Raw genomic sequence first — 26,019 nt, 5'->3', positions numbered from 1 at the left:
GTGATGGTCATGTCCCGAATGCTTGTAAGAAACCTCAAAAATAGATTGAAGGGTAGAGCAATCAAGATATCGAAACCGGAAGACCGAATTGGCTATCTCGTCGATGATGGCGAAACACAAATTCGTATTGCCCACCTGGAAAGAGCGCGATTTTACTACAAGGGGATAAAAGCCAGAATCGATCGATTGGCAGAATCCTACCTCCTGAGTAGTGTGGACTGGAAGATCGAAGACCTCATGGTTGATTGCGGCGCGAATATTGGGGAGCTAGGACGTTGGGCGCAAACTCGGAATATTAGCTATATAGGGATAGAGCCTGAAAAAGAAGAGTATGAAGTGCTCTGCGAAAATATTCACGGCTGCCGGCATTACAATGGCGGTCTTTGGTCATTCGAAGGGGAGCTCGAATTTTTCAGTAAGCCAGACACGGCCGACAGTTCATTTGTGGAGCCACCCACCTACTTCAGCAAGAAGGTAATTCCGGTTCTTTCAGGTCAATCTCTCATCCAGCGATTTGGTATAGATAGAATAAAGCTTCTCAAGGTCGAAGCGGAGGGTGCTGAGCCAGAAGTTCTAGAAGGTTTTTTGCCAGTACTATCGAAAATCGATTTTATCGTCATTGAAGTGGGGTATGAACGGGGGATAAATCAGGAAGATACGCTAATGCCCTGTCACCGGCTTCTACATGAGAATTCATTTTCCTTGATTAAATGTCGTTTGAAGGAATCCAAGTTTCTATATAGAAATACGGTTCTAAATGAACCCAGCTAAGCACCACCACCCTGTGTCAGGATAGTTGACGCCTCCTATAAAATGGTCTCTAAGAGGGCTCTTCACTGAATCGTATGGGTAGCACTCATTTTCAAACGGCTGCCGGGTAGAAATCGAGGCCACCCAGGTGGAAATAGATCGTAGCCTTGAACCGTTCCTTGTTTCGGAACCCGCGGGCGTCACGCTTGATCTTCTGGATCATGGTGTTGAATCCCTCGGCGCGGGCGTTGGTCGGAGCGGTGACGACCACCGTGAGAATCCCCTCGAGGTGCGCCTTGATCGTTCGCGCGACCTTCTTGACCGGGTCCAGGCGCGAACGGATCGCCCAGTTGTACCAGTCCATCCAGGCGCGGCGCCCCAGCTCCTGACTTGGTAGTCCCACAAGCACATCGCATGGATCTTGATCGCCCAGGCCCGGGCGGTCCTGAGGTTGGCGGATTTGAGCGCCTTGAGACGGCCCCAACTCTTGTCGGTCATGTTGTCCGGGTGCTGCAACCAGAGATGGCAGCTCTTGGTCAGGACCGACCCGCCCTCGGTCGCCAGCAGCGCCTTGTGCCCACTCCGGCGGACCTTGTCGACGGCATCGCCGAGGCGATTGGCGACGTGGAAAGGGTGCTTGAATCCTGAGAATCTGGGGGTAGAGCTCGCGGTCTTGCATGGAACTGGACTCGAACCGGGGTCAGCCGGTAGCCTATCCGAACCGGTCAACACACAAAAACTCCAGAAAGATTCGACAAGGCTAACATTGGGCTCGGTCAGGCTTGCCCAGCAATTTCTTGCATTTAAGGTTGCTTTGCTTGCGCTACCCATACATAGGTCAATTGAACGCTATCAGACATGGCCCACCCAATTGCCAGCCACGACCGTCAAGCGCAAATAATCCACCAGCTGCTGAAAGGGTTTATTAGATGACGCGATTGAGAGCCTTAAGAGACACGCTATATCAATTCTCAGGCTTAGAAATATCATCTGACAAAGGTTTGCTGACGTATCGCCAACAGCTTCGAAGGCTACTCTCGGTGTATGGGATAAGCAACATCCTGGACGTGGGTGCGAATAGGGGACAGTTCGGAAGCGCCTGTCGAAAACTGGGCTACGACGGAGTCATATGTTCATTTGAACCACTTCCGAGCGCTTTCGATATTTTGAAGCAGCGGGCATGTTCGGACTGCAGATGGAATGTTTTCAATGTCGGCCTTGGAACGCGGGAGGAGACGCGAACCCTCCACACACATACAAAGGATGTCTTTTCCTCCCTTTATGAGCACAACGATTTTGCCACGACGCGGTTCTCGTTATCAGACGACACAAGGCAAGAGCAAGTTACTATCGAAAGCACCGAGGAATGGATTGGCTACACGAGTAATTTGGAAGAAGGAAACATTCTGCTCAAGTCCGATACCCAGGGCCATGACCTTGAAGTACTCCAAGGCGCCGGACCCCGCCTCATCGACATAACTCTTGTACTCGTGGAACTTTCGTTCCTTCCGATTTACCGGGGAATCCCAACGTGGAATGAGGTAGTAGGATTTCTTGAACAGAGCGACTTTCATCTAGTAGCAATCTCGCCGGTCAGCCGAATATCCCAAGATGGACCAATCGTCGAGGCCAACGGCTTCTTCGCTCGGAAATGATTGGGAGCCTCTGGCACATTCGCCGAATCGACGCAATAGAGATCACCGTAGCGCTATCTAGCTCTTCCCGACTTTCTGTGAGCTGACCGCTTCGGATAGGCTACCAGCTGGCCACGATTCGAGTTGATTTTATACAGGGCCGCGGCCTCTACAGCCAGACTCCCGGCGTCCAGGCGACCTGGGAGGTATCCGAGGTGGAAGGAGGCCCCTTGACCCCGTCAAGAAGGTCGCGCGAACGATCAAGGCGCATCTCGACGGTAGTCTCACAGCGGCGGTCACCGGCATGCGGTGTTCAGGCACGTGCGGTAGCCCCCTCTGTCAGGATAGTTGTCGCCTCCTCTAAAATGGTCTCTAAGAGGGGGCGGACAGGAGCTCACAGAGGGGGAGCATAGTTCACACTATGTGAGAATTGATAAACGGAGCACGCGCCCCGGCAACGCGGCTATACCGGGCAGTACAGCGATCCTGCGCCGGCACTTCTTTCAATATCCGGGTGAATCTAGGAGCTCTGGTCAACGTCACCAGCTAAAAACTATAGAATCAAGGGGTGAGTAGAGCTCACTATATGTACCTTGACAAAACATCGGCTTGAGATCCCCTAAAAGCCGGATATCATTACCCAGCCCGGAATCCAGCTGCAAGCCAACGGTGGCCAAGTTGCACGAACCTCTAAAACGCCTAATAACTCACCTAAGAAGACGCAACAAATTTGTTGCTCGAGCAGACCGCTATTCAGATGCTTTTTTGGCTGAAAGTGATAAAGACTTTATTCGAAGCTTTTTGAGAGGACTACGCAAGGCAGGTATTAAGCCTGATCGGGCCGTTCAGGAATATCTTCTTGGTGTCTACGAAGATATGCATGACAGCACTAGGGGAGAAGAACCCATTAGCAACTTTTCAGAACGAAAATGCAGGTTGGTGAATATTGATCAAACTGTTTTACGAGAAATATATAACGCGTTTCTTCATACCGGGGCCTTTCTCGAAGCTCTCAACGTACGAGAGGCTCTCCTGGAACATTGCGTCAAGAGTTCCAACAAAGCAAACTGGGTCCGACACGATCTGGATCAAGGGCTTTGGAGAAAAGCACGGGCGACGCTCTCCTTAAGGGAGAAGGATGATTCAGGAAATACCGCTCGCTTCCTAGACCGGCTCTTAGATATAGCTCCAAGCCGTAACGATATACCTTTTAATGACTTCATCAAAGATAGACCTGTTGTAATATTGGGTCCCGGTAGGGCGTCGAAGCCAACTATTGACGACATATCACATTTTGATATTGCCGTTCAAATAAATGCCTATGGCAGCCAACAGATAGAGAATACAAATTCCGCCTACATCAGACGGGATATCGTTTACTACAACAGCCTGCAGCATGAGCATGTAAAGCGAGCGATAGAGACAGGTATCCTCGACCAGAACTGGACGGTATTTAAGTCCGAAAAGATGAAAGAAGTGTTTAATCGAAAGCTCAAATGTCGATCCTGTATTAGACCCGAAGACATATTCCCGTTCGGGCAGTTCAATATGCTCCCCTTGATTTTATTTGACCTTCTTCAATTCCAGCCGTCATCAATATCGTGCATCAACTTTGATTTATATTTGGGTGGATATCGATCAAACTATATGCATCCTACGAATGCCTCCTTTACGAGGAGCGAACATATTCGCACCAGTATGATTGTGCACGATCCGTTCCAGCAGTTACACTTTCTCCAAAGCGTAAAGAAAGTATGCGCATTGACGGGAGATCGTCAATTTAGACGAGTTCTTGAGATGTCTGATGAGCAGTATGCCGATGAGCTTCAAGCTTCCATACCGGGACCGGCGAATCAAGACTTTAGTTAATCCTCGTTTCACGCGGCCCGAGGTTTGCAAGACTCCGCGGGCAACGCCAGACGAGCCTAAATAGAAGCCCAACATTTTGAAGACTAAATGGCGAGAGACCTCATGAAGTTAAAACACTGGACTTCAATGATCCCTATTCTTGGCCCCTGGGCTGCTGATCTCGAGCGCAAAGCCTTGCGCGATCGGGAGAAATTTCAGGGGTGCCGGAGAAATCTGATTCGAGCCCTTTCCCGCAACCAGGCACTCATACATTCAATTCCAAAGAGTGGTGTCACCTGGACTCTTCTGATGATTAGCAATTATTGCGCGAAAAGGCTTGGGCATGAAGAGCCCGTTGACTTTAGTAGAATGAATAAGCGCTACATACTACACTCGGTTGAACACCGGTCGTGGGACCGGGAAGTAGCCGAATGGCTGGCATCGAAACCACATTTTACGGCGAACGCAGTTGGCATGGAGTTTCTTATCCATACCCATCTATCTGTTTCAGACTGTCCGTATAGAAGAGCATTGTTTTTATTCCGGAATCCGTTTGATTATTCGCTTTCGATGCACTATCACTTCCGGACAGCCAGGGGATCCGTGGAGACAATTGACAAGCATATCGATCAATATCTGGACCAATATATTGAACAGATTGAATTCCAAATTGCTGAATGCAAAAGTAGATCTGGTGATGCGCTTGCAGTTGCTTACGAACGAATCAAGTTCGATCCCGATAGCGCTTTAAGGTTAATTTTAGGCCATTTTGAGGTTGAAGACGTTGATGAGCCCTCTCTCCGGTTTGCAATTGAATCGACAACGCAGGAGAAGCTAAGGGAGTATGAGAACTCCGGAAACAATGTTGTTTCTAGTAGGCTCAAGAAGAGCTTTATCCGTGATGGGGTTCCGGGGACCTGGCGACATCAGTTAACCAGCGGGCAGGCGAACTACATCTGGAGTAGAATTCCGGAGAACATCCAGGGGTTTCTGTCGGAGAACGGCGCGGCACCTTGAAGGTGCGATTTGGGCGACGCTATATTTTCATCGCTTGTGGTTTAGGTGGGCGCTGCCGATGGTCCCTTCAATAGTCTATTCCAAACGTATTGCTGTAAACGGATGGGCTTATGTGCCGTGCAGTGTTGGCTAATAGATCGGGCGGGTAACCAACGTGCAGGGGCTGGCCTTGCAGGCATGTTCCGGCGTACCGAAACTTGGTGTATAGCTTCACTTTTCAGATGAGGCAATAATGGATAGCAAATGCATTTTCCATATTGGCATGCCCAAGACCGCTACGACCAGTCTTCAGCACGGCGTCTTCAATTCGCATCCAGCAATTGTTTATGGCGGCAAGCACGTAGTTCCAATTGGAACGAACCAAAAATCGGCTAACACGTCTCTTCTGTACCTTAGAAAAGCAATCAGATCAGGGACGATCAAATCAGCTCGGGATCTTGATGTTCATGCTGTAATGAATGTTAGGGATTTGATCCGCCGAGAAGCATCAGAGCACTCACGAGCGGTGATGTTTCTGATGAAGGAATTCTTGCAAGGGCCATATCTCCGTATAGGTATGGGGGTGGTTCAAGAATGGCAAGCATTGAAGAGATTGTTGATGGCGTCTATGCGCTTGCTGAAGCATTACACTATCGCGATTTTAAGGTATTGCTAACCTTGCGGAGACAGTCTGATTTGATTCACTCTATGCTGGCTCAAAACTTCAATAATTATCTTCACTTTTGGGGCGTAGCTACGCTACCGGGCGTTCTAGATCAACTCGTTTCGGGGCAGGCGGGAGGCAGGCACCATATCGCGTTATATTTCGACACGCTTGTTGAGATGCTGGTTCGTAGCTTTGGTGCAACAAATGTAATGGTTAGACCCTACGAGGAATTTCTGCACCAGCCTCATGTCTTCTTAGACCAATTGAGTAAGTTCGCTGGTGTGGCGAATTGGGCGGACAACGTAAAAACTGGTGGAAAGATGAACACTAGGGCCATATCCAAGAACGAGAAGCGGGCGAAGTGTGATTTTGCGCCCGACGTTCCGATAGCGGATGATAGCCCAGTGTTACTGATGTTGCTTCGTGCGCGTATACTGCGTTGGCCGTTAAAGAAGGCACTAGGGACGCGCGAGCTTAAAGTGCGCCTGGCTGACGCCCAAAGGAAAGCTATTACTGATCACTTTAGAGATTCTAACGCGCGTTTAGAAGAAATAGTTTCCATATGCAAGAGATACTGCTACCGCTGATTTGGTTAGGTGTGTGAACCACGTGTCGTGCCTGCTGATGCCGCTAGTACTGCTTCGGAGTACGGCGCTCTCTATTCGACCTGTAAGAAGTCTAGGTCAGGAAATCCCGCGATTAAGGTGGGCATCAGACATGGATTCCCCACGGATGGCAGTGAGCTATTGGTGCTGGTGCACGCGGATATACACTGAGCACAGGCGTTATCGTTGCACTAACGATATAAAATCGCATTGATTTATTGGTCAATATCAATATTGCATGTTGTGATCCAGAACCTATTGGAATAGATGAATGGTTAAAAATGCATACCAGAAACTTATCTCAAGTGTACTAGCTAGGAGATTTCAATACCGCCTTCCTATCCGACAGTCGCAAGAAGTTTTAGCCTGGACTGATACCCAGGACCAAGTTTATCGTATGAGCGGGCCTCACACGCGAATCTATGACGACGTAAACTCGATCAGGAAAGCGGCAATTCGCGCCGCTCCCGCGATTGGCCTGCTATTGGAATTCGGTGTTTTCAAGGGTGATTCGATTGTTCAGTTCAGGCGTTGGCTCGACGAGCGGGACGATACCCGTGATATCGTTGGCTTTGATAGCTTTGAGGGCTTTTCCGAAATCTGGGGTGGGATGGCCAAGAAGTGGTCGAAGGACACGTTTGATCTCAAGGGTGAGGCGCCTTCGGAGACAAGAGGAATTCGTTTTGTCAAGGGCTTTGTAGAGGAGACGTTGCCTGATTTTTTGGGATCTTCAGACGGCGAGAAGATCTCGTTTGTACACATAGATACCGATACCTATTCGCCTGCGAAGGCGATCTTGTCGGAGTGTCGAGAACATTTTGGGGAAGGGGCCGTTATTCTCTTTGATCAACTGATGGGCTATCCCAACTGGCGGCAGCATGAATTCCGTGCATTGGTTGAAACGTTTGACGTTTGTGAATACAACGTTCTCGGATTCGCTGCGGGCAATGACGGTAAGGGGCTCGTGCGGACCGCAATTCAGGTTATTTGAGCGCCGTGCTGTTGTAATGAGCTACCTGTTCCTGACGTCCGAACATTCGCGGCTCCGGAGAGCGTCTGCATGTATTCGGATCACCAAAACAACCATGAGTCTATAATGTGGTTCGGCCGGTCATTTTTGAAGCGTTCCTTCCAGGATTTTTGGTTTCGATGCCGCTTTTTCATCATGAATTGGGCTTCTCGCCGCATCGGCTGGACCGACGACACTTCGCGTAAGTTTGGGGATGTTGTCAGGAAAGCTTCTCGGCATCGGTTGGCGCTTATATATGGCAATGGGCCAACGCTCAATATTCTCGGCGAGCCCTGTATTTCTAAGCTAGAGACGATTGATGGTCTTCGTGTTGGGATTAACCGATCATTCAAGAAAGTGCGTTCGGATCTGTTGTTGTGGACGGATTCGGAATTGTGGCCCGAATTAAAACCGCACAGTATTCCGTGCGGCACAACCGTCGTCAGGATTGCCCGGCCTTTTGGTCATCCGCCCTATATTCGGTGGTGGTCGAGACATCGAAGGCTTGATGCATGGGATCGAAAGGGCCTTTTCTTTTTGCGCAACACGCTGGTTTCCGCTCTTCATTTGTGCTACCTGTCGGGAATCCGGAGGATCGTGCTCTTCGGTGTCTCACTGGAGAGTGCCGCGCATTTCTATTCGGACCCGCTGCCGGGGGAAAGCCTTCCGCCTTACGAGCACCACGACCGGCAGTTCATTGATCGTGTGTTTCTTGGGTACGACATCCAGCGCTGCGTGCGCGAAGTGCTTGAGCATTTGATAGAGGAAGGATTTGATATCCGATACGTTGGCGAAAGCCGTTTTCTTGGGGACCTTGGTTTAAAGGGATACCCTGATTTTCCTGCTCTGGAGCGTGATCCGGAGATGGTTCCATTTCTGAAGAAGGAGTCGAGCAATGAAAGAACCTAGCGTCGTGGCCGAGATCGGCTGCAACCACAAGGGCGATATGGACATCGCCCACGAGATGATCAACACGGCAAAGCTCTGCGGTGCGGATGCGGTCAAGTTTCAGAAGCGCAATCCCAAGGAGCTGCTTACGGATGACGAGTACAACAATCCGCACCCCAATCCGGCAAACTCCTACGGTTCCACGTACGGGGAGCACCGCGAGTACCTGGAACTGGACGTGGATCAGCACGCCCAGCTCAAGCAATGGTGCGACGAGGCCGGCATCATCTACTCTACTTCCGTGTGGGATGTGACCTCGGCGAAGGATATAGCAGGCCTGAAACCGGAGTTCATCAAGATCCCTTCAGCCTCGAACCAGCATTTCGAAATGCTTGGCTGGCTCAGGGACAGTTTTGACGGGCAGATCCAGATTTCCCTCGGCATGACCACGCGGGACGAGGAGGAGAAAGTAGTTTCCTTCTTCGAGGAAGCCGGTCGCGGCAAAGATATTCTGATCTATTCGTGCACTTCGGGGTATCCCGTGCCCTTCGAGGACATCTGCCTCAATGAGATTCTGCGGCTTCGTGAAACCTTCGGCGACCGGGTCGGCGGCATCGGCTTTTCGGGACACCACCTGGGCATTGCCGCGGATGTGGCCGCCATGACGCTCGGCGCTGACTGGATCGAGCGCCACTTCACGCTGGATCGCACATGGAAGGGCACCGACCATGCCGCTTCTCTCGAACCAGACGGCCTGCGACGCCTGTGCCGGGATGTCAAGCATGTCTCGCGCGCCCTGGCCTACAAGGATCAGGAGATCCTGCCAATCGAACAAGCCCAGCGCGACAAGCTGAAATGGCTGCGTGATCGGGACCCGGCCTGAATGTCACGTTGTCTGGTCGTCATTCCGGCGCGCGGCGGCTCGGTGGGTGTGCCGAGAAAGAACCTGCAGAAGGTTGGCGGGATCCCGCTGGTCGCGCTCGCGGTCCAGGCGGCACGGTCCGCCCGCAGGGTCGATGCGGTGGCGGTCAGCACCGATGATGCTCAGATTGCCGAATGCGCGGAAGCGTTCGGCGCCCTGGTGATTCCTCGACCGACCGACTTGAGCGGTAGTACCGCTTCCTCGGAGGATGCGATAGTCCACGCGCTGGACACAGTGGCCGAGTGTGGCGGTTTCTCGCCCACCGATGACGATGTCGTGGTCATGCTCCAGTGCACCGCGCCGTTTGTCACGGCCGGCGATATCGACGGTATTCTCGGCCCGGTGCTCGGCGGTAGCGCACAGTCGGCATTCGCGGCCTGCTGCTTCAATCACTATATCTGGGAACAGGACAAGTCGCAGGGCGCGGTCGGCATCGGCGAACCGCCCGGTCCGCGCCTGCGCCGACAGGACGCACCGGCCCGGTTTCTGGAGGCCGGCTCGGCCTACGCGATGCGAGTCGGGCCGTTCCGCCAAGAACGGCAGCGCTTCTGCGGCAAGACGGCGATCCACGAAGTGCCCGCCAAGCGCGTTTTCGAGATCGATACGCCGGCTGAGCTGGAGCGCGCCCGGCGGCTGTGGCCCGAGGTGTTTCCAGCGGTCGTCGCGGCCCGGCTGCCGGACCCTCTCGAAGCCATCGTGTTTGATTTCGACGGTGTCATGACCGACGACCGCGTGCTCGTTTCTCAGGATGGCGAGGAATGCGTACACTGTTCGAGAGCCGATGGACTCGGACTCGAGCGGCTGCGAAAGACCGGCTTGAAACTGCTGGTGCTGTCGAAAGAACGCAACCCGGTCGTGACTGCGCGTTGTCGCAAGCTCGGCATCGAGGTGCTGCAAGGCCGCGACGAAAAGTTGACAGACCTGCGCGCATGGGCGGACTCCCGAGGCCTTGATGCGGGTTCCATGATCTACGTGGGCAACGACATTAATGATCTGGAATGCATGGGCTGGGTCGGGTTGTCCGCTGCCCCTTGCGACGCGCATCCGGACGTACTGGGTGCAGTCGATATCGTGCTCCCGCGGCCCGGCGGCCGCGGTGCCGTACGCGCGATAGCCGACCTGGTACTGGACTGAAACCATGCCTGCCGAAAGGACGCTCGCCGTAGTTTCCACACCATTGCAGTGGATCAATGCCAACGAGGCCATCGAGCAGCTCGAGTTGTCCGACGCAGTTGTCGTCATTGCCTCCCGCGTGTACGGACCGGAGGCATTTTCCGAGCTCCCGGTTGCCGACGGCGTGAGCCACTGGCACCTCGAACCGGCGCCGACTCGAAACGAGACTGCGCCCTTCAGGCTGGCAAAGCGGTTCTTCAGACCTTTCCGGGAGGCCGCCGCCAGTCGGCGGGTCATCCATCGCGCTGACCTTACAGCCGTAGGAACCCTTATCCTGGGCCATTCTCGAGATCCCTTGCACCGACACCTCGCCAACACCATTCGCCATGACCGATGCGTGTTGGTCGACGACGGCGCACAGATTCTGAACGTGTTCGAGGAACTGAAGGCCGGCAGTTTCCATCAAGTACATCGCCCATTCCATCGGGCCCTTCTCGATCGGGTCGCCGGACTTCGCGACCGACGCATTCCGCCGGTCGAACTGTTCACGGCCTACGAACCGACCCAAAGCGATCTCCCGGTAATCGAGAACCGATACCGGATGACCCGTCGCCAGATCGGCAACGAGATGCGTGTGAATGATGAAGTCTGGATCATCGGCCAGTATTTTCACCAGACCGGAATGATGTCGGAAATCGACTATTTCGGCATGCTCGCTTCGGTTGCGGCACAGTACAATGGTACATCGCGCGTACGCTACATCATGCATCCGCGCGAATCGTACTGCGACTCCCTGTCGATCCTGTCCCGGGCTGGCGTGGAGCCGATTCGGTTGAAATCCGCCGTGGAACTCGAAATCATCGCTCGCAGAACCCGACCACAACGAATCGTCACCTTTTACTCTTCTGTGTTCCAGACCTGCATGAAGATCTTCGGCGACCAGATTCCATTCGACATCATCGACCCCGCTTCCGAGTCCTGGAACGATCCGGACACCAGGGCGCTTGTCGAGCCGGCCTACCGCTATCTAAAAAGCCGCGCGGTTGATCCGCATCGGCTGCTGCATCCCCGCCTGGTGGATGGCGGCTACCGCTGTCTGATCGCCGCGTGATGCGTAGCCAATGAACGTATCCAACGGACGCAGCTTTTCCGACCGACGCCCTCGCCTGCTGGCCTGGCTGGCCATGATGGTGGGCTTTCTAACCGTATTCGACTGGTACACGGTTTCCGGGATCCCCTTTCTGCGCAACCCGTCCGCCGTGGTCGCTATCGGCATGATCCTGGCGTATCTCGCTATCCGAGGCCCGACGTACAAGCTCACGAGCCGGGACTGGCCGCACTTCTTTCTCCTGCTTTTCCTGGTCTACAGCTTTGCACTGGAGCTTCTCAGACAGCTCTTCATTGGCTACGGAAGCCCGGTCAGTTTCTTTATCTGGTACATGCAGTACGTTCAGGTTGCCATTCTTTTCTTTCTGGTGTCCGACATCTGTAGGGACCCACGCCACCTGTTCATTATCTGGGGCGGCGTTATCGCAGGCATCCTTTTCATCGCGCTGGCCGTCGTCTTCGAGATACCCGGGTTTACGCAGGAGATTACCGGTCAACAGCGAAAGGGCTTTTCCGAGTTGAATCTCAACCGGGCGGCTTTCTACTACGCGCTGGGGATCATCACCCTTCTGTGGGTTCTGATCGAGCGCCGGTTCAGGCTAGACTGGATCAGTGCTGCCTGTGCGCTTGGCATTTGTACTCTTGCACTGCCGATGGTGTGGACCGGTTCTCGCGGCCCATTCATCGCGTTCGTTGCCGGTGCGGCAGTCCTGTTGACCGTTTCGCTTCGACGGCAGAACATCAAGAACTATCTTTCGTTTGTTCCCCTGGCGATCGGTGGCATGACGGTTCTTGTTCTGCAATCGGAAGTATTGCTGTTTCGCTTCGAGCAGGCCGCAACCGGTGAGCAGATGGGGCTACGCGACATCATCTTCTCACGCTCCATGGAACTGATCGGGCAGCGTCCCGTCTCGGGTTACGGCCGGGAGCACACGCAGCTGATCGGACAGGCACTCGGCTATGCCGGCGGATACTCTCCGCACAACCTTTATTTCCAGGTCGTTCTGTCCTTCGGACTGATCGGGCTGCTTCTATGGCTGGCCTTCATGGCCCAGATTGCTCTGAAACTACTCAGACGCCGGCGAAACCCGACGTCCACACTGTTCTTCTCCCTATTGGCCTGTTCCGCGGTTTACGGGCTCACCGGCGGCATTGCGCATGACAAGTTCTTCTGGTTCGTTCTGGGGCTGAGCGTTTTCGCCTGGCGTGCCGAGCTGCCTTCCTGGATGCGGAATCGGCCCCGGGCGAATCGCAGGCAGAGAAAACGAGTAATCTTTGCGGAAGATGGTTCCCGGACATGAGAGTCGGCATGCTGATCGGCGGCCTCGGCAGGGGCGGTGCGGAGGGGCAACTCATACGGCTGGCCAAGGGCCTGGTTGCCCGGGGACATGAAGTCGAGGTTCTGACCTACGCCGCCCGATCGCCCGTGGATCGCAAGCTGGAAGGCACGGGCGTCGTTCACCATCGTCACGAAGTTTCAGGCTTTCGAAGCAAGCTGACCCTGACCGAGAGCTGGCTGAGAGACACGTCGCTGGATGTCGTGCATGGTTTCATGCACCGCGCTTCGGCCCTGGCTTCTTTGGCGGGACGAGCCAGTCCGGATACGGTTGTCGTTGGTTCGGATGGCTCCACCGCCACGCATCATCGTACCAGCCGAACACTCTGGCCGGCACTCGTGGCGCTGGCACGCGCCGATTGCATCGTCACCCAGACACGGAGAAACGAGAAAAGTCTGCGCATGCTTGCGCCGTGGCTTCGGGGAAAGACGGCCGTAATTCGAAACGGGCTCGACTGCACCACGGTCACCACGCCAGATCACAGCCCGCCGAGCACGCCCTTTACGTTCTGCGCGGTCGGCACCGTTTCCCGCATCAAGAACCCGGTGCGCCTCGTTCATGCCGTCTTCGAACTCAGAAAGATGACGGACCGACCCTTTCGAGTGGTCTGGCATGGCCGCTACAGCTTTGCGGGTGACCACGCACGCACCACAGCCAGCCAACTGGCGGAACGGGAACGAGAAAGGCTGGGCGTGGAGGACAACATCGAGTTTCCCGGTGAGAACGACCGAATCGAGCACGCGTATCACGAAGCTCACGCCCTCGTTCATCCTTCCATACAGGAGGGCTTTCCGAATGTTGTCGTCGAAGCCATGTCCGCCGGGCTGCCCATCGTGGTCAGCCGGGTTTCGGACCTGCCGCTTGTCGTCGAAACCGCGCGCAACGGTTTCGTCTTCAACGAAAGAAAGCCTGGCGAGATCGCCAGGGCGATGAAGCGCATGATGGACCTTTGCGATGCCGACCGAAAGGCTATGGGCGAGCGCTCGCGTTCCCTCGCTGAACACTGGTTCGGCCATGATCGGTTCGTGGACGAGTTCATCGCGCTGTACCAGCGACTGATCGAAAAGAAGCGCCGCCATGTGGGTTGATACGGCGCGCCGGTGGGTGCCCAGAAGACTGCGCTACGCCGTTCAGCGCGTCGTTCCCATGACGGATTTGAAGGCACGCTGGTTTGCCAGTCGCAACCCCCTTTCGGCAGTCACGGCGGGCGACGAGAACGACTACGGGAGTCCGGTCCGGCTGGGAATCGTGGCCAACAGGGCCAGTTTTCACTGCCATTTCATCGCCGCGTGTCGCGAGATGGGCATTCCCTTCCGCGTCGTAGAACTTTCCGGCCCAAACTGGCTGGAGAACCTCCGTGCCGCCGATTGTGGCCTTTTGATGGCCTGGCCGGATGCCACTCTGCGACCCTGGGCCCGGATGATCAAGGACCGGCTCGACCTGATCGAGAAGGAACTGCGTCTCCCCGTTTTCCCGGGCAGTCACGAACGCTGGATGTACGAAGACAAGAACCGGATGGTCGACTGGATGAACGCCAACCGGGTTCCGCACCCGCAATCCTGGATATTCCACGACCCGCAAGAAGCGATGTCATTTGCGAACTCGTGTCGATTGCCGGTCGTATTCAAGACGAGTTTCGGCGCCGCCGCATCCGGTGTCCGCATTCTCAGATCGAGGCGATCCGTACGACGCTTGGTGCGCAGGGCGTTCTCGCACGGGCTCGCTCCGAATGGTCATGACCACAGGGACCGGCAATGGCGCAACGTACTCTTTCAGGAATATTTGCCCGCCATTCGGGAATGGCGCATGGTCAGAATCGGCGAAAGCTATTTCGGCCACCCCAAGGGCCAGGTCGGCGAGTTTCACAGCGGGTCCGGTGTTGCCGAGTGGGAGGAGCCGGGGAGGCATCACCTGGATCTTCTGCATGAGGTCACCGAAAAAGGCAAGTTCCGCAGCATGGACGTGGACTTGTTCGAGACGCCCGATGGTCGTCTGCTGGTCAACGAGCTGCAGACCGTATTCGGCGCCAGCACCTCGGTCGAACAGATGAAAAGGAACGGTGTGCCCGGAAGAATGCTGAGACGCAAGGATGGTCAGTGGCAGTTCGAGCCCGGACCGTTTGCCCGAAATGCGTGCGCCAACGAGCGCATCCGCTGGGCGCTGGCTAATCTCCTGCCCCCTAAAGATACGGCGCAAACCCGACCTGACGCCTCGCCTGAAGTGGAATTGAAATGAAGGAAACGTTGAGGGCCGTGATCAGCCGTGCAATGGTGGCCTCGGGCGCTACCGCCCTGGGGCGGGCCTGGGGCAACCATGATGGCGCCGTGATTCTTTATGGCCATCGCGTTAGCGACGACGACGAAGGTTACATGCAGGGGCTGCCGCCACACTGCCTGGATGAGCAACTGGCCTATCTGTGCCGTCATTATGAGATCATTTCGCTCGACACACTGGTATCCTGCCTGGAGAGCGGACAGCGGGTGCCTGAGAAGAGCATCGTCCTGACGTTTGATGACGGGTTTCGGGACAATTACGAGAATGCTTTTCCCCGGCTGCAGAAGCACCGTGCGCCCGCAACCATATTCCTCGTGACCGGCTCGATCGACACTGGGCAACTCCCCTGGTCGCAGCGGCTCGGTTTCCTCTTCCAGCACACGCAAGCCCGCTGGTTCAGGCACGAACTGCTTTCGGAAGAGCTTCCGCTGTCCTCGATCTGTGAACGTCGTCAGGCCTACATGGCTATCAAGGCCCATGTGCGTCACATGGGGCAAACCCAGCGGGAACGGGTACTGGCCAGAGTTTCGAAAGACCTCGCCGTGGATCCGCCGATGGATCGAATGATGACTTGGGAGCACGCCCGAGAGATGCAGGCCGCCGGCATCGAGATGGGCGCCCATACAGTCTCACACTCGCTTCTGGCCAATATCGACCCCGACGATGCTCGCCGGGAGATGGCGCAGTCGCGTGACGCGATCACGGAGAAGCTCGACGTGAAGCACCCCAAGTTCTGCTTTCCCGCGGGGAGTTGGAATCATTCGCTGGTGGAAACGGCTCGCCAACTGGGCATGCGCAGCCTTTTCATCCCCGCCCGCAGCCGCGTAATCAACCAGATCGGCGCGGTCGATCCCTTTTCAATGGGGCGCATGGGCATTCCCAACGCGCCGGCCTACATTCTGGAAGCCGAGCTCGATGGCCCCTTGCACAAGATCAGGCGACTTTACAGACATTGAGGGCCTGCGAAAGCTCGGCGCTCAATGTCATCGATTCTCGGATGGAGACACAGATGCAGTCAAACGATTTCAATTCACAGTACGCCTGGCAGCAAATCTGCCGGAAAGCCGGTGTCGATCTCAGCTTCCGATTCGAGAGCCATTTCGATGAGAGTCGACTGGCGGGGGAACTCGACTCGGTCCTGGCGGATTTTCAACCTCGGACCCAGCACGGCAAGTATCACGACGGCGGATGGAAGGCCGTCAGCCTGGTCGCCGCCAATGGCGACTGGCAGGAAGACCGGCTGCTCGCAGGGGCTGAATACGCCCCAACGGAAGTCATGAATAGGACGCCCTATATGCGGGAAATCATCGAAAGCATTCCGGGAGAGAAGCGGCGTGTCCGCCTTATGAACCTCAAGGCCGGGAAATCCATCTTCTGGCACTACGATCGTACGGATTCCGCTGATATTCATACGGCACGAGTCCACGTTCCGATCATCACCAGCCCCGCTGTCCAGTTCCAGATCTGTCACGAGGATCACTTCTGGCGTCCCGGCGAGGTCTGGTACGGCGATTTCACCTTTCCACACCGGCTCTACAACTCCGGCAACGAGGATCGCATCCATCTCGTGCTCGACATCGTGCGGTCATCGCAGCTCGAAGCCCTAGCGCCGCAAAGCTTCCAGGATCAGCGCGAGCTTCGCCGCAAGATCCGGAGAAGAGCACAATCGGCATTTCACCGCTGGAGCCTGCTTCACGGACACGGCGATGCCAGGACCCACGTGGCCGGAATGCTGAAGGCATGGACGGGCGCCAATGAAGCCGCACCGGCCTGAGATATTCCCTGCCGCCTACCGGCAACACACTACGCATGAAACTGATCTGTCTCGGCCCCGAGCCACCGCCCTACAGCGGCACGACGGTTTCCTATGCCCTGATGCTTCGAGAACTCGCTCTGTCGGAAGCCGTGGAGAACCTGGTTTCTCTCGATCTACAGGCCAGCAAGCAGGCATCGCGGTTTTCGAAGGCACTTCATTCGATTAGGCTGATCGCGATCGCGTGGATGAAGCTCTTCTCCCACGACCTGGTTTTTCTCAACGCGTCGAACAAGCGCGCGATTGTCAGCGGCTTCATGCTCGACATCGCCTGCCGCATGCATCGGAAGCCATTGGTCATAAGGATATTTGGCGGGGCGTTCTTGGAGCATATCGAAGCGGCCCCCACGTGGCGTCAATGGATGGCGCGCCGGCTTCTCAAAAGGCGACCGATTCTGCTGCAGACCCGGTTCTCAATCGATCGGGTCAGAGCGGCATTTCCCGATGCGGATCTTCGCTGGTTCCCGAACAGCCGGCCCCTGCAGGCGAGCAGTGAAGCAGATCCCCGTCGCCCCGGAAGCATCGAACGCCCCCTGCGCTTCTACTTCGCCGGCCACGTCTGTGCCGACAAGGGAGCGGACCTGCTCCTTGAACTGGCGAACGACTATGAGGGCCCGACCATCGAGATTCATCTTTTTGGCGAACTGCTGGGCGATATCGATCGGGCAACCATCGACCGCAGCGGCTCTGCGGATTGCAGCCTCTTCTACCACGGTGCGGTTCCCAACGAGGAACTGGCTGAGCAGCTCCCCGAGTTCGATGCACTGCTGTTCCCGACACGATTCGTGGGAGAGGGCTACCCCGGGGTTATCCTAGAGGCTTTCAGTCACGGCTTACCGGTGATCGCCAGCGACTGGTACGCGATACCCGAACTGGTGGACGCCGACTGTGGCGCCCTGCTTCCGCATGACGACGTCGATAGCTGGCGGCGCTGCGTGCATGACCTGGCCGAAGAGCGCGAAAGGGTTCCGGCGCTTTCGAGAGGTGCACGCGCACGAATCCATCGTTTCGATTCGGCCGAGTGGAATCGGCGTCGCCTGCCGGAGTTGCTCACCGACATCATGGCAGAGCAGAACTCGCAATGAACCGCCTGGAAAGGATCGTCTACAACCGGGTGCGCCACAACCCCGCCCTCAAGAAGCGCATCCGCAACCTGTATCAATCGGCATTCGACCTGCTCCCGACGCCGGCGAGTAAATCGGCCTATCCGATCGTGCGAAGACCCGGGCACTTTTTCGGGTTCCACGACCACACGCCGTTTTCGCATGGCAACCAGCGTCTTTTGAGCTGCCGATTCCATATTCCGCTTCGAATGCCCGAGCCCGGGGAGGAACTCACCCTGGGCTACTTCGATGGCGAGGAATTCACCGATTTCCATCCGGTAACCACCACCCGAGCATGGCTATGGCATACCGGCTGCAAGCTGCAATGGCGGGGCGATTCGCACGAGATGGTGTTCAACGATCACGAGAATCGCCAAAACATAAGCCGGGTTGTCGACAGCGAGTCCGGCGAAGGCCGGGCATTCGATGCGCCCATCGCCACCGTCAGTCCCGACGGGCGATGGGCGATTGGCTACGACTTCACACGCGTCCAGCGCTACATGCCGGGCTACGGGTACCTGCAGGGCACGGATGACGCCGAACTGGCAGCCAAGCGCCCGCGCACGAACGGCATCCACCGCGTCGATCTCGCCTCGGGCGAGCTCAAGTTGTTGCTCAATCTGCAGGACATGGCCGAGATCCAGCCGGACGAGTCGATGCTGGATGCCTGGCATTTCTGTACCCATGCGGTTTTCTCGCCGAACTCCCGGCGGTTCATATTTCTTCACCGCTGGGTGCACGAGGACGTGGAGGCCCGCTGGAGCCGGATGCTGTCGATGGATGTTGACGGCAACGATATCCATGTCTTTCCCACCACTGGCATGGTTTCGCACATCGGATGGCGAAATACCGACCAGGTCATCGCCTATTGCCGTATTCCCGTCCACGACGACCAGTACGTCCTGTTCAAGGATGGAGACCCGGAGAACTACGAGGTAGTCGCCCCGGGACAGTTCTCCAGTGACGGCCACCCGTCATTCGACCCGAGCGGTCGCTGGATGATCACCGACACCTATCCCGACCGGCGAAGGCTTCAGAGCCTCGTTCTCTATGACATGGAGAACAATGCTCGCCACGACCTCGCACGCCTGCACATGCCCAGGCGGTTCCAGACACCCCGTCCGGATTGCCACTGGGCCTGTGACTTGCACCCGCGCTGGGATCGCAAGGGACGCCATCTTTGCTTCGATGCCACGTTCGGCGGAGAGCGCAGCCTGTGCACCATCGACCTCGGAGACAGCCTGACGGTAGGACCTCCGGAATGCATTACCAGGTCATGACTTCGCCATGAGAGTCACCTACCTCCACCAGTACTTCAATACGCCACAAATGCCGGGTGATGGGCGCAGCTTCGAAATGGCGCGGCGGCTGGCTGCCAACGGCCACCAGGTCAACCTACTGACAGCCTTCCGCGATGAGTCCGGGAATCGGGACTGGTTCGAGACCCGCGAAGCCGGAATCAATGTGCACTGGCTGCCGGTGCCCTACTCCAACACCATGTCATACGCCGAACGCATTCAATCCTTCTTTCGTTTCGCGATGCGCTCTGCACGCCGGGCTTCGCAACTCGAAGCGGACGTTGTCTTCGCGACCAGCACTCCGCTGACCATCGCCTTGCCTGGCGTGCGGGCAGCCCGGCGGATCGGTGCGCCCATGGTGTTCGAGGTGCGGGATCTCTGGCCCGAGCTGCCGATTGCCATGGGCGTCCTGCGCGACCCGGTATCGAAGTTTCTTGCCCGCCGCCTGGAGCGGTTTGCGTACCGGAACTCCAGTCGCATCGTGGCGCTTTCGCCCGGCATGGCCAAGGGCGTAGCGGCCACCGGCTATCCGCGCGAGCGCATAAGCGTGATCCCTAACAGTTGTGACCTGGAGCTGCTCGAGCAAAGTGACGAGGCGGCCGAGGCATTCCGGCAATCCCACCCGGAGCTGGGTGACGGGCCGATCGTGCTCTACGCCGGAACACTGGGCCATATCAACGGTGTCGACTACCTGGTCGAGGTTGCGGCGCGGCTGCTGGAAGCGAGTCCATCCGTTCGATTCGTCATCCTCGGCTATGGGGCGCGCGAAGCGCACGTCCGTAGCGAAGCGGAAAGGCTGGGCGTATTGAACCGCAACCTCTTCATATACTCGCGCATTCCCAAGAGCGAGATGGTGAAGGCTTTTTCCGCCGCCAGTATCGCCACGTCACTGTTCGTTGATCTACCCGAGATGGAGAACAATTCCGCCAATAAGTTCTTCGATGGCCTGGCCGCCGGCAAACCCGTCGCGATCAACTACGGCGGCTGGCAAGCTGAACTTCTCGAGGAGAACGACGCCGGCCTGGTGCTGAGTCGTGACCCGAACGAAGCCGCGAATCAACTGGATGACTGCCTGGGTGATCCCGACTGGCTGGACCGCACCGGCCGCGCTGCCCGGGCACTTGCGGAGCAGCGTTTCTCGCGCGACCGGCTTGCCGCAAAGCTCGAGCAAGTTCTGCTGGATGCGGTCGACCAACCCGAGAGCGGCGCGACTTAAGCCATGGCAGGCTTTCTTGGATTGCTGGGTGGTGACCCGGACGCTGCTCGTCTGACCGGTGCACTGGACCTACTGCATCACCATGCCAGTTTTCGCGGCGAAATCATCTCGACACAAGCCCCCGTGGCGCTGGCCGCCAACTTCCATGCCGGCGACCCACCCGATATCGCAGTCGACAGGGATCGGCAGCTTGCTGTCGGCATTTACGGCGCCCCGGTCGATCCGGATGCCGGCCGGGTAGTCGGTGCCGCAGATGTTCTCGACGGCTACGGCAAAGCCGGAAACAACTACCTGGAAAGCCTGGATTCGGGCTTCGTGATCGCGCTGGCCGACCGGCAGCGAAACCGGTTCGTTCTCGTCAACGATCGCATGGCAACGGTGCCCGTGCACTTCGGAAGCCATGGTGAAAGCTTCGCCTTCGCCCCCGAGGGCAAGGCGGTTCTGGCCCTGCTCGGGCGGGCGCCGGAAATGGACGGTACCGGTGCGCTGGAGTTCCTGGGCATGGGCCACGCGGTTGGTACCCGCACCCTGTTCGACGGGGTGCATCTCATGGCGCCCGCGACCCGCCTGGAGATCGAACTGAGCTCGGGCCAAGTCGACATCGACCGGTACTGGCAGCTCGATTTCTCGGCCGCACGGCCGATGAAGGTAAAAGAAGCCGCAGGGGCGCTGCGAGACGTGCTGCGGAAGTCGGCGCGCGAAGCGATGACGCCGCCCCCCGAGAACTACGGCTTGCTGTTGACCGGCGGCTACGACTCCCGAACCGCGCTGGCGATTCTGGCCGACCAGGGCTGCCCGCCTGCGAAAGCGCTGACCTGGGGCATTCGCGACGACATTCCCCTTTCGGACGTGAGCGTAGCGCGCGAGATCGCCGCACAGTGGCAGGTGCCGTTCAAATACCTGCGCTACGACTCCGATACCCTTGTCGCCAACGCAGCCGACTGGGCGCGGGTATCGGAACTGGGATCGGACAACATGGGCGGGTTCGCTGCCGGACCCGGCTTCATGTACGAGAAAGGCGCACTCGAATCACCGGTCATTGCCAATGGTGATCAGTTGTTCGGCATCGGGGGCATCCCCGTCAGCCGTGAGCACGCCATCGAGGTTGCCACCGGCCTGCATCCCAGCGGCCTCGGGCCGGGACTTGCCACGGTCATTCCAGCGGCCCGCCACGACGAAGCCGACCGCCTGATCAGGGACGGCATCGTGAAACTGGTCGATGAACGTCGAGGAGACAGCCCCAAGGACATCCTGGACGGCCTGGGACATCGACTACATCTCGCGCGGTGGCTCAACAATCCCGCCTATTTCCGGGAACCGATGGTTTCGGTCCGCCGTCCACTACTGCAGCGCCCGGGTATGGAACTGTTTCAACAATTGCCCGAGGGCTTGAGGGTGGACAAGCGACTGCTGGTCGAGATGCAGAGGCGGTTCATGCCGGAACTGCTCGATACCCCGATCGCGACGGCCAACTGCCTGGTCGACTGGGATGCGGCCTGGATCGGTGACGAGGCCGCCCGCGCCTTCGCACGGACATGCCTGGATCTGGATCGGCTCGGCCAAAGCGCGCTTGGTCCGTGGCTTGACCCGGGCGCACTCAATGCTGCCGTCACAGCCTATTTTGGCTCGCGGCACCGTCCGATGAGCAGGGAGCCCGAGCGTGCGACCGCGATCACACGCTTGCGGCGGGCCGCTGCCGGCTCGCGATTCGGGAGCCTGGCCGTGAGCCACGCGCAAAGGCTGGCCAATCGAGTGCGCGGCAAATCACAGGGCGCGTCTCCGGGCAAGGTGGTCAAGCGCATGATGCTGATTGAGCTTTTCCTGCAGCTGATCGAAGACGGCGACTTCGGCCCCGCGTCTGGAAAGCGGCGCCACTTCCCCCGGAACGCTGCGGGTTGGTTGTGGTAGCCGCGCGGCCGGTCTCGAACGGGCGCTGATCGCATGGCGCGGATTCTCGTTACCTACGGCTGGTCCCGAGTCGGCTGGCACGTGCTCCGCTCCCTGGCTCGGGACGGACACGAAGTATTCGCCTGTAGCAGCAAGAGCCCATCGATGGCGGGTGCCAGCCGATTCTGCCGCCAATCTTTCGTGACGGCCGACCCGTTCGCCGAGGCAGAAGCGTTCGCGAAAGACGTGGGCGAAATTTGCCGCTCGCAGCGTATCGATATCGTCTTTCCCTGTCACGAAGACGCTCTGCCACTGCGGCACCATGAGAAAGTGCTGCCCGCCGGCGTGCGGCTGGCCTGTCCGCCCATGGACCCGCTTCGCGAGTGCATCGACAAGGCCCGGATGACCCAGCTTGCCGAGAAGGCGGGTCTCGACATACCCCGCAGCATCTTCCCGGACTCGCCTGAAGCACTGCTTGCCGGAATTGAATCCTGGCCCTACCCGGTCGTAATCAAGCTCAGACGCGCGAACAGCGGCAAGGGGGTTTACATCGAGCACTCGCAGGCGCAAGTGCGCGCCAGAATCCAGTCGCATCTCGAGCCCTATTTCGATCGTGACGGTCGACACCCCTATGCGCAGCACTTTGTCGCGGGGGACGTCGTGGGCGCGGGCTTTCTGGCCATCGACGGTCGAATGGTCGCCTTCTTCGGCGAACGCTATGTGCGAACCAAGAATGGCGGGATCGGAACCAGTACCTACCGGGTACCGTTCGACAACCAGTCCCTGCGAGACAGTACCTCTCGAATGGTGGAAGCACTCGGTTGGTCCGGCATCGGTCACCTTGACTTCATCGAGGACCGGGCAACCGGCAAACTGCGATTTCTTGAGGTCAACCCGAGGTCCTGGGGCGGCATTCACCACGCCATCGCCAACGGCCATGATTTTCCGGCGGCATTGATCGCGCACCTCGAGGGACGTGCTTGTCTGGACAGCTACTTTTCATCGGCAACCGAGGGCGCAGCGCAACGCCCCAGTCTCTGGATGCTGGGTGACATGATCCGGATGGTTCACCTGCTCAAGGAAGGAGACTGGCGACGCGGTCTTTTCTCGCCGCTGCAGACGCTGCGCGATTCGTTCAGGGCCAGGGTCGACGATTTCTCGCTGTCCGACCCGGCCCCGTTTTTCGCCCAGGCATGGTGCTACGGTCGTGAGTTTCTTCGTAGCGGCGGGAACACCAATCCCGATTCGGATGGCATGACGGATTGAATGAGAGCGATCCAATTTCAAGTCGTACAGGAAGACAGGAAATCTGGTGCCAGACAGAGATCACCTGATTAGTCCGATCCGTTTTAGTGCCGGCAAATCACTCCTTCACGAGTAGAAACATGAACGACATAAGTACTCCCAAGGTCGTCGGCGTCGGCTTTTCGAAAACAGGCACATCAACCCTGGCCGAATGTCTCCGTACGCTCGGCTACCGCCACTGCTCCTTTAACCGGGAGCTGACGCGCGCGGTCGCAAACGGGGAAACGATGAGCGCACTCGAGAAACTGCGGGGTTTCGATAGTGCCGCCGATTGGCCCTGGCCCTTCCTCTACCGCGAAATCGACCAGACATACCCCGATACCCTGTTCGTGCTCACTGTTCGCCGCGACGCAATGACTTGGGTTCAAAGCTTGAAGCGCCAGGCTGAAAAACGACCAGGATCCCCATACCGCGAAGTCGTCTACGGCCGCCGCCATCCTCACGGTCACGAAGAGGAAATGATAGCGCGCTACGAGGCCCACAATAGTGCCGTACGAGCATACTTCTCTAGCGAGCCTGGTCGCTTGCTCGAGGTTTGCTGGGAAACGGGCTCGGGCTGGGGGGAGCTGTGTGAGTTTCTGGACAAGCCGAACCCGAACCTTCCACTTCCGCACGCCAACCCTTCGCCACCGGTACTACGTCGCCTCTTTCGAAAACTGAGATTCGCGTTTCGAAGGCACTTCTGAAATCGGACTCGCTCAGGAGCACAGAATGAAGATCAGTTTACTGTTTCGCCGAATGCTACCGCCTGCATTGGCAAACTTGTTGCGTGCGCAGCGCGAGCGGATCGCCTTGAGAGGGCTGGAGGAAGAGAATCTGGAGGTGTCCCGCCTCTCGAAGCTCGACAGAGGTGATGTCGACAAGGCGTTGCACGACCGAAGCGCCGCCTCAGCTTGGGAGGAGTTCTCTCGGCGACTGGACCAACAAGACATCGTCACGCATGCCGGCGGGGTCAATCCCGGAGATCGCAGAGCGATCTTCCACATGATTCACCACTTTCGACCGAAGCGGGTCCTGGAGGTCGGAACGCATATCGGCGCCTCGACGATCTGTATTGCAGGCGCTCTGGACTCGGTGTCCGACGGCACCGGCGGCGAACCAGGGTCAGTGACGACCGTCGATGTGATCGACGTGAACGACAGCGTTGAGAAGCCGTGGCTGAACTCCGGCTCGAGCATCTCTCCACGAATGCTTCTGGAGTCCATGGGCGTGAAGGATCGAGTGGAGTTCGTATGCTCTAGCTCCCTTGAGTTCCTGTCACGCTGCACGGAATCATTCGATTTCATCTTTCTGGACGGTGATCATCACGCGAAAACGGTCTACCAGGAGATCCCTCTTGCGTGCGCTCGCCTGAAAGACGCCGGCATGATCCTACTCCACGACTTCTATCCGGGTGCGAAACCCCTCTGGCGAGACCGAAAGGTCCTTCCGGGGCCCTATTTGGCGGTGGACAGGCATATGAGATCCGGAAGCGGCCTGAGGGTCTTTCCAATGGGAGAATTACCATGGCCCACGAAGCAGCATTCCCGCGCCAGCAGCCTCGCCTTGCTCGGGCGGTAGAATTGACTTGCGCAAAAACTGCGTTCCCGCTCAGAAGGAAGTGAACCTCTGAAGAACAAAACGCGACTCATCCTGTTGGCCTACAAGCTTGGCCTCCTTCCCGACAAATGGCATGGAATCGCGCAAACTCATGAGCAGAATGCCCGATTCTGGCTTTGGCGAGAGCTTGTCGACGACCCACGCGGCTACTTCCGGGTCAGCCCGATGCCCTCCGAGAAGGAGCTGGATCAGTATTACTCGGAGTTCTACTGGACGGCATTCCGGGGGAAGGGGCGTGACTGCCTGCTCCGGCACCGGGACGTTCATCACTGGCGGGAAATCCTTGAGTTGTTCGGCGGTGCGGCACCGGCCAGTCTGTTCAATTTCGGTGCCGGTCACGGCGGGGTATCATTGCTGGCTGCGGCGGCCGGCGCCCGTGTCGTCAATTTCGACCCTGGCAATCGCGTGGATTTCCCTGGAATCGAGAACGCGGAGGGATTGTCGTCAACCCGTGGTCAATTCGACCTGGTCTACAGCAGTCATTCTATCGAACACGTCAGAGAGCCCGACGAGACCATGAACGCCCTGGTATCGCTCCTGAAGCCGGGCCCCTGTGTGTCAACATCCCTCCCAACAGCACCTGATCGGTTTTATCTGTAACATTCAGGGCGCTTACGGAGTGAATAGATGTCTGATTCCAACGAAGTT

At 57.3% G+C, this 26,019-nt stretch carries 23 protein-coding genes and 1 pseudogene; 23 read left to right on the top strand and 1 reads right to left on the bottom strand.

The annotated features are described in order from the left end of the window. Positions 1–9 precede the first annotated feature (9 nt). Positions 10–771: an FkbM family methyltransferase gene (locus ACDC67_RS07595; protein WP_376691980.1), complete on the top strand. Its 762-nt coding sequence runs from the start codon at positions 10–12 to the stop codon at positions 769–771. Positions 772–862: 91 nt separating this feature from the next. On the opposite strand, the pseudogene ACDC67_RS07590 reads toward ACDC67_RS07595, so the two are convergent. Next, positions 863–1,581 (bottom strand): annotated as a pseudogene (locus tag ACDC67_RS07590) (transposase). A gap of 98 nt (positions 1,582–1,679) precedes the next feature. Between ACDC67_RS07590 and ACDC67_RS07585 the strand changes: the two are divergent. The 22 genes from ACDC67_RS07585 to ACDC67_RS07480 all read left to right on the top strand — a co-directional run bounded on the left by ACDC67_RS07585 (position 1,680) and on the right by ACDC67_RS07480 (position 25,971). Beyond that, positions 1,680–2,405: an FkbM family methyltransferase gene (locus tag ACDC67_RS07585; protein ID WP_376691979.1), complete on the top strand. Its 726-nt coding sequence runs from the start codon at positions 1,680–1,682 to the stop codon at positions 2,403–2,405. Positions 2,406–3,053: 648 nt separating this feature from the next. Next, entirely contained in the window at positions 3,054–4,253 is a 1,200-nt protein-coding gene (locus tag ACDC67_RS07580) for a hypothetical protein (protein WP_376691977.1), read from the top strand. Positions 4,254–4,355: 102 nt separating this feature from the next. Continuing rightward, on the top strand, positions 4,356–5,249 hold the full coding sequence (locus ACDC67_RS07575; RefSeq protein ID WP_376691975.1) for a sulfotransferase domain-containing protein: 894 nt from the start codon (positions 4,356–4,358) through the stop codon (positions 5,247–5,249). A gap of 573 nt (positions 5,250–5,822) precedes the next feature. Beyond that, the gene (locus tag ACDC67_RS07570; RefSeq protein ID WP_376691973.1) at positions 5,823–6,482 is read left to right on the top strand and encodes a hypothetical protein; all 660 of its coding nucleotides are present in this window, start codon (positions 5,823–5,825) and stop codon (positions 6,480–6,482) included. A 415-nt stretch (positions 6,483–6,897) separates the two neighbouring features. Further along, complete coding sequence (locus ACDC67_RS07565; RefSeq protein ID WP_376691972.1) at positions 6,898–7,491, top strand: class I SAM-dependent methyltransferase; 594 nt, start codon at positions 6,898–6,900, stop codon at positions 7,489–7,491. A gap of 69 nt (positions 7,492–7,560) precedes the next feature. Next, positions 7,561–8,418, top strand: a complete 858-nt coding sequence (locus tag ACDC67_RS07560; RefSeq protein WP_376691971.1) for a hypothetical protein — start codon at positions 7,561–7,563, stop codon at positions 8,416–8,418. A 4-nt stretch (positions 8,419–8,422) separates the two neighbouring features. Then, positions 8,423–9,280, top strand: coding sequence for an N-acetylneuraminate synthase family protein (locus ACDC67_RS07555; RefSeq protein WP_376691969.1), 858 nt, complete (start codon positions 8,423–8,425; stop codon positions 9,278–9,280). Further along, positions 9,281–10,453 carry a cytidylyltransferase domain-containing protein gene (locus tag ACDC67_RS07550; RefSeq protein ID WP_376691967.1) on the top strand — a complete coding sequence of 391 codons (1,173 nt, stop codon included), beginning with the start codon at positions 9,281–9,283 and terminating at the stop codon, positions 10,451–10,453. Between the two features lie 85 nt (positions 10,454–10,538). Next, on the top strand, positions 10,539–11,543 hold the full coding sequence (locus tag ACDC67_RS07545; protein ID WP_376691966.1) for a polysialyltransferase family glycosyltransferase: 1,005 nt from the start codon (positions 10,539–10,541) through the stop codon (positions 11,541–11,543). Positions 11,544–11,553: 10 nt separating this feature from the next. Then, positions 11,554–12,840 (top strand): O-antigen ligase family protein, encoded by a 1,287-nt coding sequence (locus ACDC67_RS07540; RefSeq protein WP_376691964.1) that lies wholly within the window; start codon positions 11,554–11,556, stop codon positions 12,838–12,840. Then, positions 12,837–13,964, top strand: a complete 1,128-nt coding sequence (locus tag ACDC67_RS07535) for a glycosyltransferase family 4 protein (RefSeq protein ID WP_376691962.1) — start codon at positions 12,837–12,839, stop codon at positions 13,962–13,964. The genes ACDC67_RS07540 and ACDC67_RS07535 overlap by 4 nt, the downstream gene beginning before the upstream one ends. Next, entirely contained in the window at positions 13,954–15,111 is a 1,158-nt protein-coding gene (locus ACDC67_RS07530) for an ATP-binding protein (protein ID WP_376691961.1), read from the top strand. The genes ACDC67_RS07535 and ACDC67_RS07530 overlap by 11 nt, the downstream gene beginning before the upstream one ends. After that, positions 15,108–16,106, top strand: a complete 999-nt coding sequence (locus tag ACDC67_RS07525; RefSeq protein WP_376691959.1) for a polysaccharide deacetylase family protein — start codon at positions 15,108–15,110, stop codon at positions 16,104–16,106. Before ACDC67_RS07530 ends, ACDC67_RS07525 begins: the two co-directional genes overlap by 4 nt. Positions 16,107–16,159: 53 nt before the next feature. Further along, positions 16,160–16,924, top strand: a complete 765-nt coding sequence (locus tag ACDC67_RS07520) for an aspartyl/asparaginyl beta-hydroxylase domain-containing protein (protein ID WP_376691957.1) — start codon at positions 16,160–16,162, stop codon at positions 16,922–16,924. A gap of 101 nt (positions 16,925–17,025) precedes the next feature. Beyond that, positions 17,026–18,048 carry a glycosyltransferase family 4 protein gene (locus ACDC67_RS07515; RefSeq protein WP_376691955.1) on the top strand — a complete coding sequence of 341 codons (1,023 nt, stop codon included), beginning with the start codon at positions 17,026–17,028 and terminating at the stop codon, positions 18,046–18,048. Continuing rightward, the gene (locus ACDC67_RS07510; RefSeq protein WP_376691953.1) at positions 18,045–19,346 is read left to right on the top strand and encodes a hypothetical protein; all 1,302 of its coding nucleotides are present in this window, start codon (positions 18,045–18,047) and stop codon (positions 19,344–19,346) included. The genes ACDC67_RS07515 and ACDC67_RS07510 overlap by 4 nt, the downstream gene beginning before the upstream one ends. Before the next feature lie 7 nt (positions 19,347–19,353). Continuing rightward, on the top strand, positions 19,354–20,580 hold the full coding sequence (locus ACDC67_RS07505) for a glycosyltransferase family 4 protein (RefSeq protein ID WP_376691951.1): 1,227 nt from the start codon (positions 19,354–19,356) through the stop codon (positions 20,578–20,580). Between the two features lie 3 nt (positions 20,581–20,583). Continuing rightward, positions 20,584–22,488: an asparagine synthetase B family protein gene (locus ACDC67_RS07500; RefSeq protein ID WP_376691950.1), complete on the top strand. Its 1,905-nt coding sequence runs from the start codon at positions 20,584–20,586 to the stop codon at positions 22,486–22,488. A gap of 33 nt (positions 22,489–22,521) precedes the next feature. Further along, entirely contained in the window at positions 22,522–23,733 is a 1,212-nt protein-coding gene (locus ACDC67_RS07495) for a carboxylate--amine ligase (protein ID WP_376691948.1), read from the top strand. Between the two features lie 119 nt (positions 23,734–23,852). Next, positions 23,853–24,458, top strand: coding sequence for a sulfotransferase family protein (locus tag ACDC67_RS07490; protein ID WP_376691947.1), 606 nt, complete (start codon positions 23,853–23,855; stop codon positions 24,456–24,458). A gap of 25 nt (positions 24,459–24,483) precedes the next feature. Further along, entirely contained in the window at positions 24,484–25,332 is an 849-nt protein-coding gene (locus ACDC67_RS07485; RefSeq protein ID WP_376691945.1) for an O-methyltransferase, read from the top strand. 75 nt (positions 25,333–25,407) lie between these two features. Then, positions 25,408–25,971 carry a class I SAM-dependent methyltransferase gene (locus tag ACDC67_RS07480; RefSeq protein WP_376691943.1) on the top strand — a complete coding sequence of 188 codons (564 nt, stop codon included), beginning with the start codon at positions 25,408–25,410 and terminating at the stop codon, positions 25,969–25,971. Positions 25,972–26,019: the final 48 nt, after the last annotated feature.

This window comes from Wenzhouxiangella indolica (assembly GCF_042310355.1).
Lineage (GTDB): Bacteria > Pseudomonadota > Gammaproteobacteria > Xanthomonadales > Wenzhouxiangellaceae > Wenzhouxiangella.
The sequence above is the reverse complement of the archived record's forward strand: the minus strand, read 5'-3'. Positions and strand labels throughout refer to the sequence as shown.

Coding starts and splice junctions, on each gene's coding strand:
- ACDC67_RS07490 (WP_376691947.1), top strand. CDS start 23,853: ATGAACGACATAAGTACTCCCAAGGTCGTCGGCGTCGGCTTTTCGAAA.
- ACDC67_RS07530 (WP_376691961.1), top strand. CDS start 13,954: ATGTGGGTTGATACGGCGCGCCGGTGGGTGCCCAGAAGACTGCGCTAC.
- ACDC67_RS07495 (WP_376691948.1), top strand. CDS start 22,522: ATGGCGCGGATTCTCGTTACCTACGGCTGGTCCCGAGTCGGCTGGCAC.
- ACDC67_RS07560 (WP_376691971.1), top strand. CDS start 7,561: ATGTATTCGGATCACCAAAACAACCATGAGTCTATAATGTGGTTCGGC.
- ACDC67_RS07595 (WP_376691980.1), top strand. CDS start 10: ATGTCCCGAATGCTTGTAAGAAACCTCAAAAATAGATTGAAGGGTAGA.
- ACDC67_RS07570 (WP_376691973.1), top strand. CDS start 5,823: ATGGCAAGCATTGAAGAGATTGTTGATGGCGTCTATGCGCTTGCTGAA.
- ACDC67_RS07535 (WP_376691962.1), top strand. CDS start 12,837: ATGAGAGTCGGCATGCTGATCGGCGGCCTCGGCAGGGGCGGTGCGGAG.
- ACDC67_RS07585 (WP_376691979.1), top strand. CDS start 1,680: ATGACGCGATTGAGAGCCTTAAGAGACACGCTATATCAATTCTCAGGC.
- ACDC67_RS07485 (WP_376691945.1), top strand. CDS start 24,484: ATGAAGATCAGTTTACTGTTTCGCCGAATGCTACCGCCTGCATTGGCA.
- ACDC67_RS07525 (WP_376691959.1), top strand. CDS start 15,108: ATGAAGGAAACGTTGAGGGCCGTGATCAGCCGTGCAATGGTGGCCTCG.
- ACDC67_RS07510 (WP_376691953.1), top strand. CDS start 18,045: ATGAACCGCCTGGAAAGGATCGTCTACAACCGGGTGCGCCACAACCCC.
- ACDC67_RS07500 (WP_376691950.1), top strand. CDS start 20,584: ATGGCAGGCTTTCTTGGATTGCTGGGTGGTGACCCGGACGCTGCTCGT.
- ACDC67_RS07540 (WP_376691964.1), top strand. CDS start 11,554: ATGAACGTATCCAACGGACGCAGCTTTTCCGACCGACGCCCTCGCCTG.
- ACDC67_RS07565 (WP_376691972.1), top strand. CDS start 6,898: ATGAGCGGGCCTCACACGCGAATCTATGACGACGTAAACTCGATCAGG.
- ACDC67_RS07520 (WP_376691957.1), top strand. CDS start 16,160: ATGCAGTCAAACGATTTCAATTCACAGTACGCCTGGCAGCAAATCTGC.
- ACDC67_RS07515 (WP_376691955.1), top strand. CDS start 17,026: ATGCTTCGAGAACTCGCTCTGTCGGAAGCCGTGGAGAACCTGGTTTCT.
- ACDC67_RS07575 (WP_376691975.1), top strand. CDS start 4,356: ATGAAGTTAAAACACTGGACTTCAATGATCCCTATTCTTGGCCCCTGG.
- ACDC67_RS07550 (WP_376691967.1), top strand. CDS start 9,281: ATGTCACGTTGTCTGGTCGTCATTCCGGCGCGCGGCGGCTCGGTGGGT.
- ACDC67_RS07505 (WP_376691951.1), top strand. CDS start 19,354: ATGAGAGTCACCTACCTCCACCAGTACTTCAATACGCCACAAATGCCG.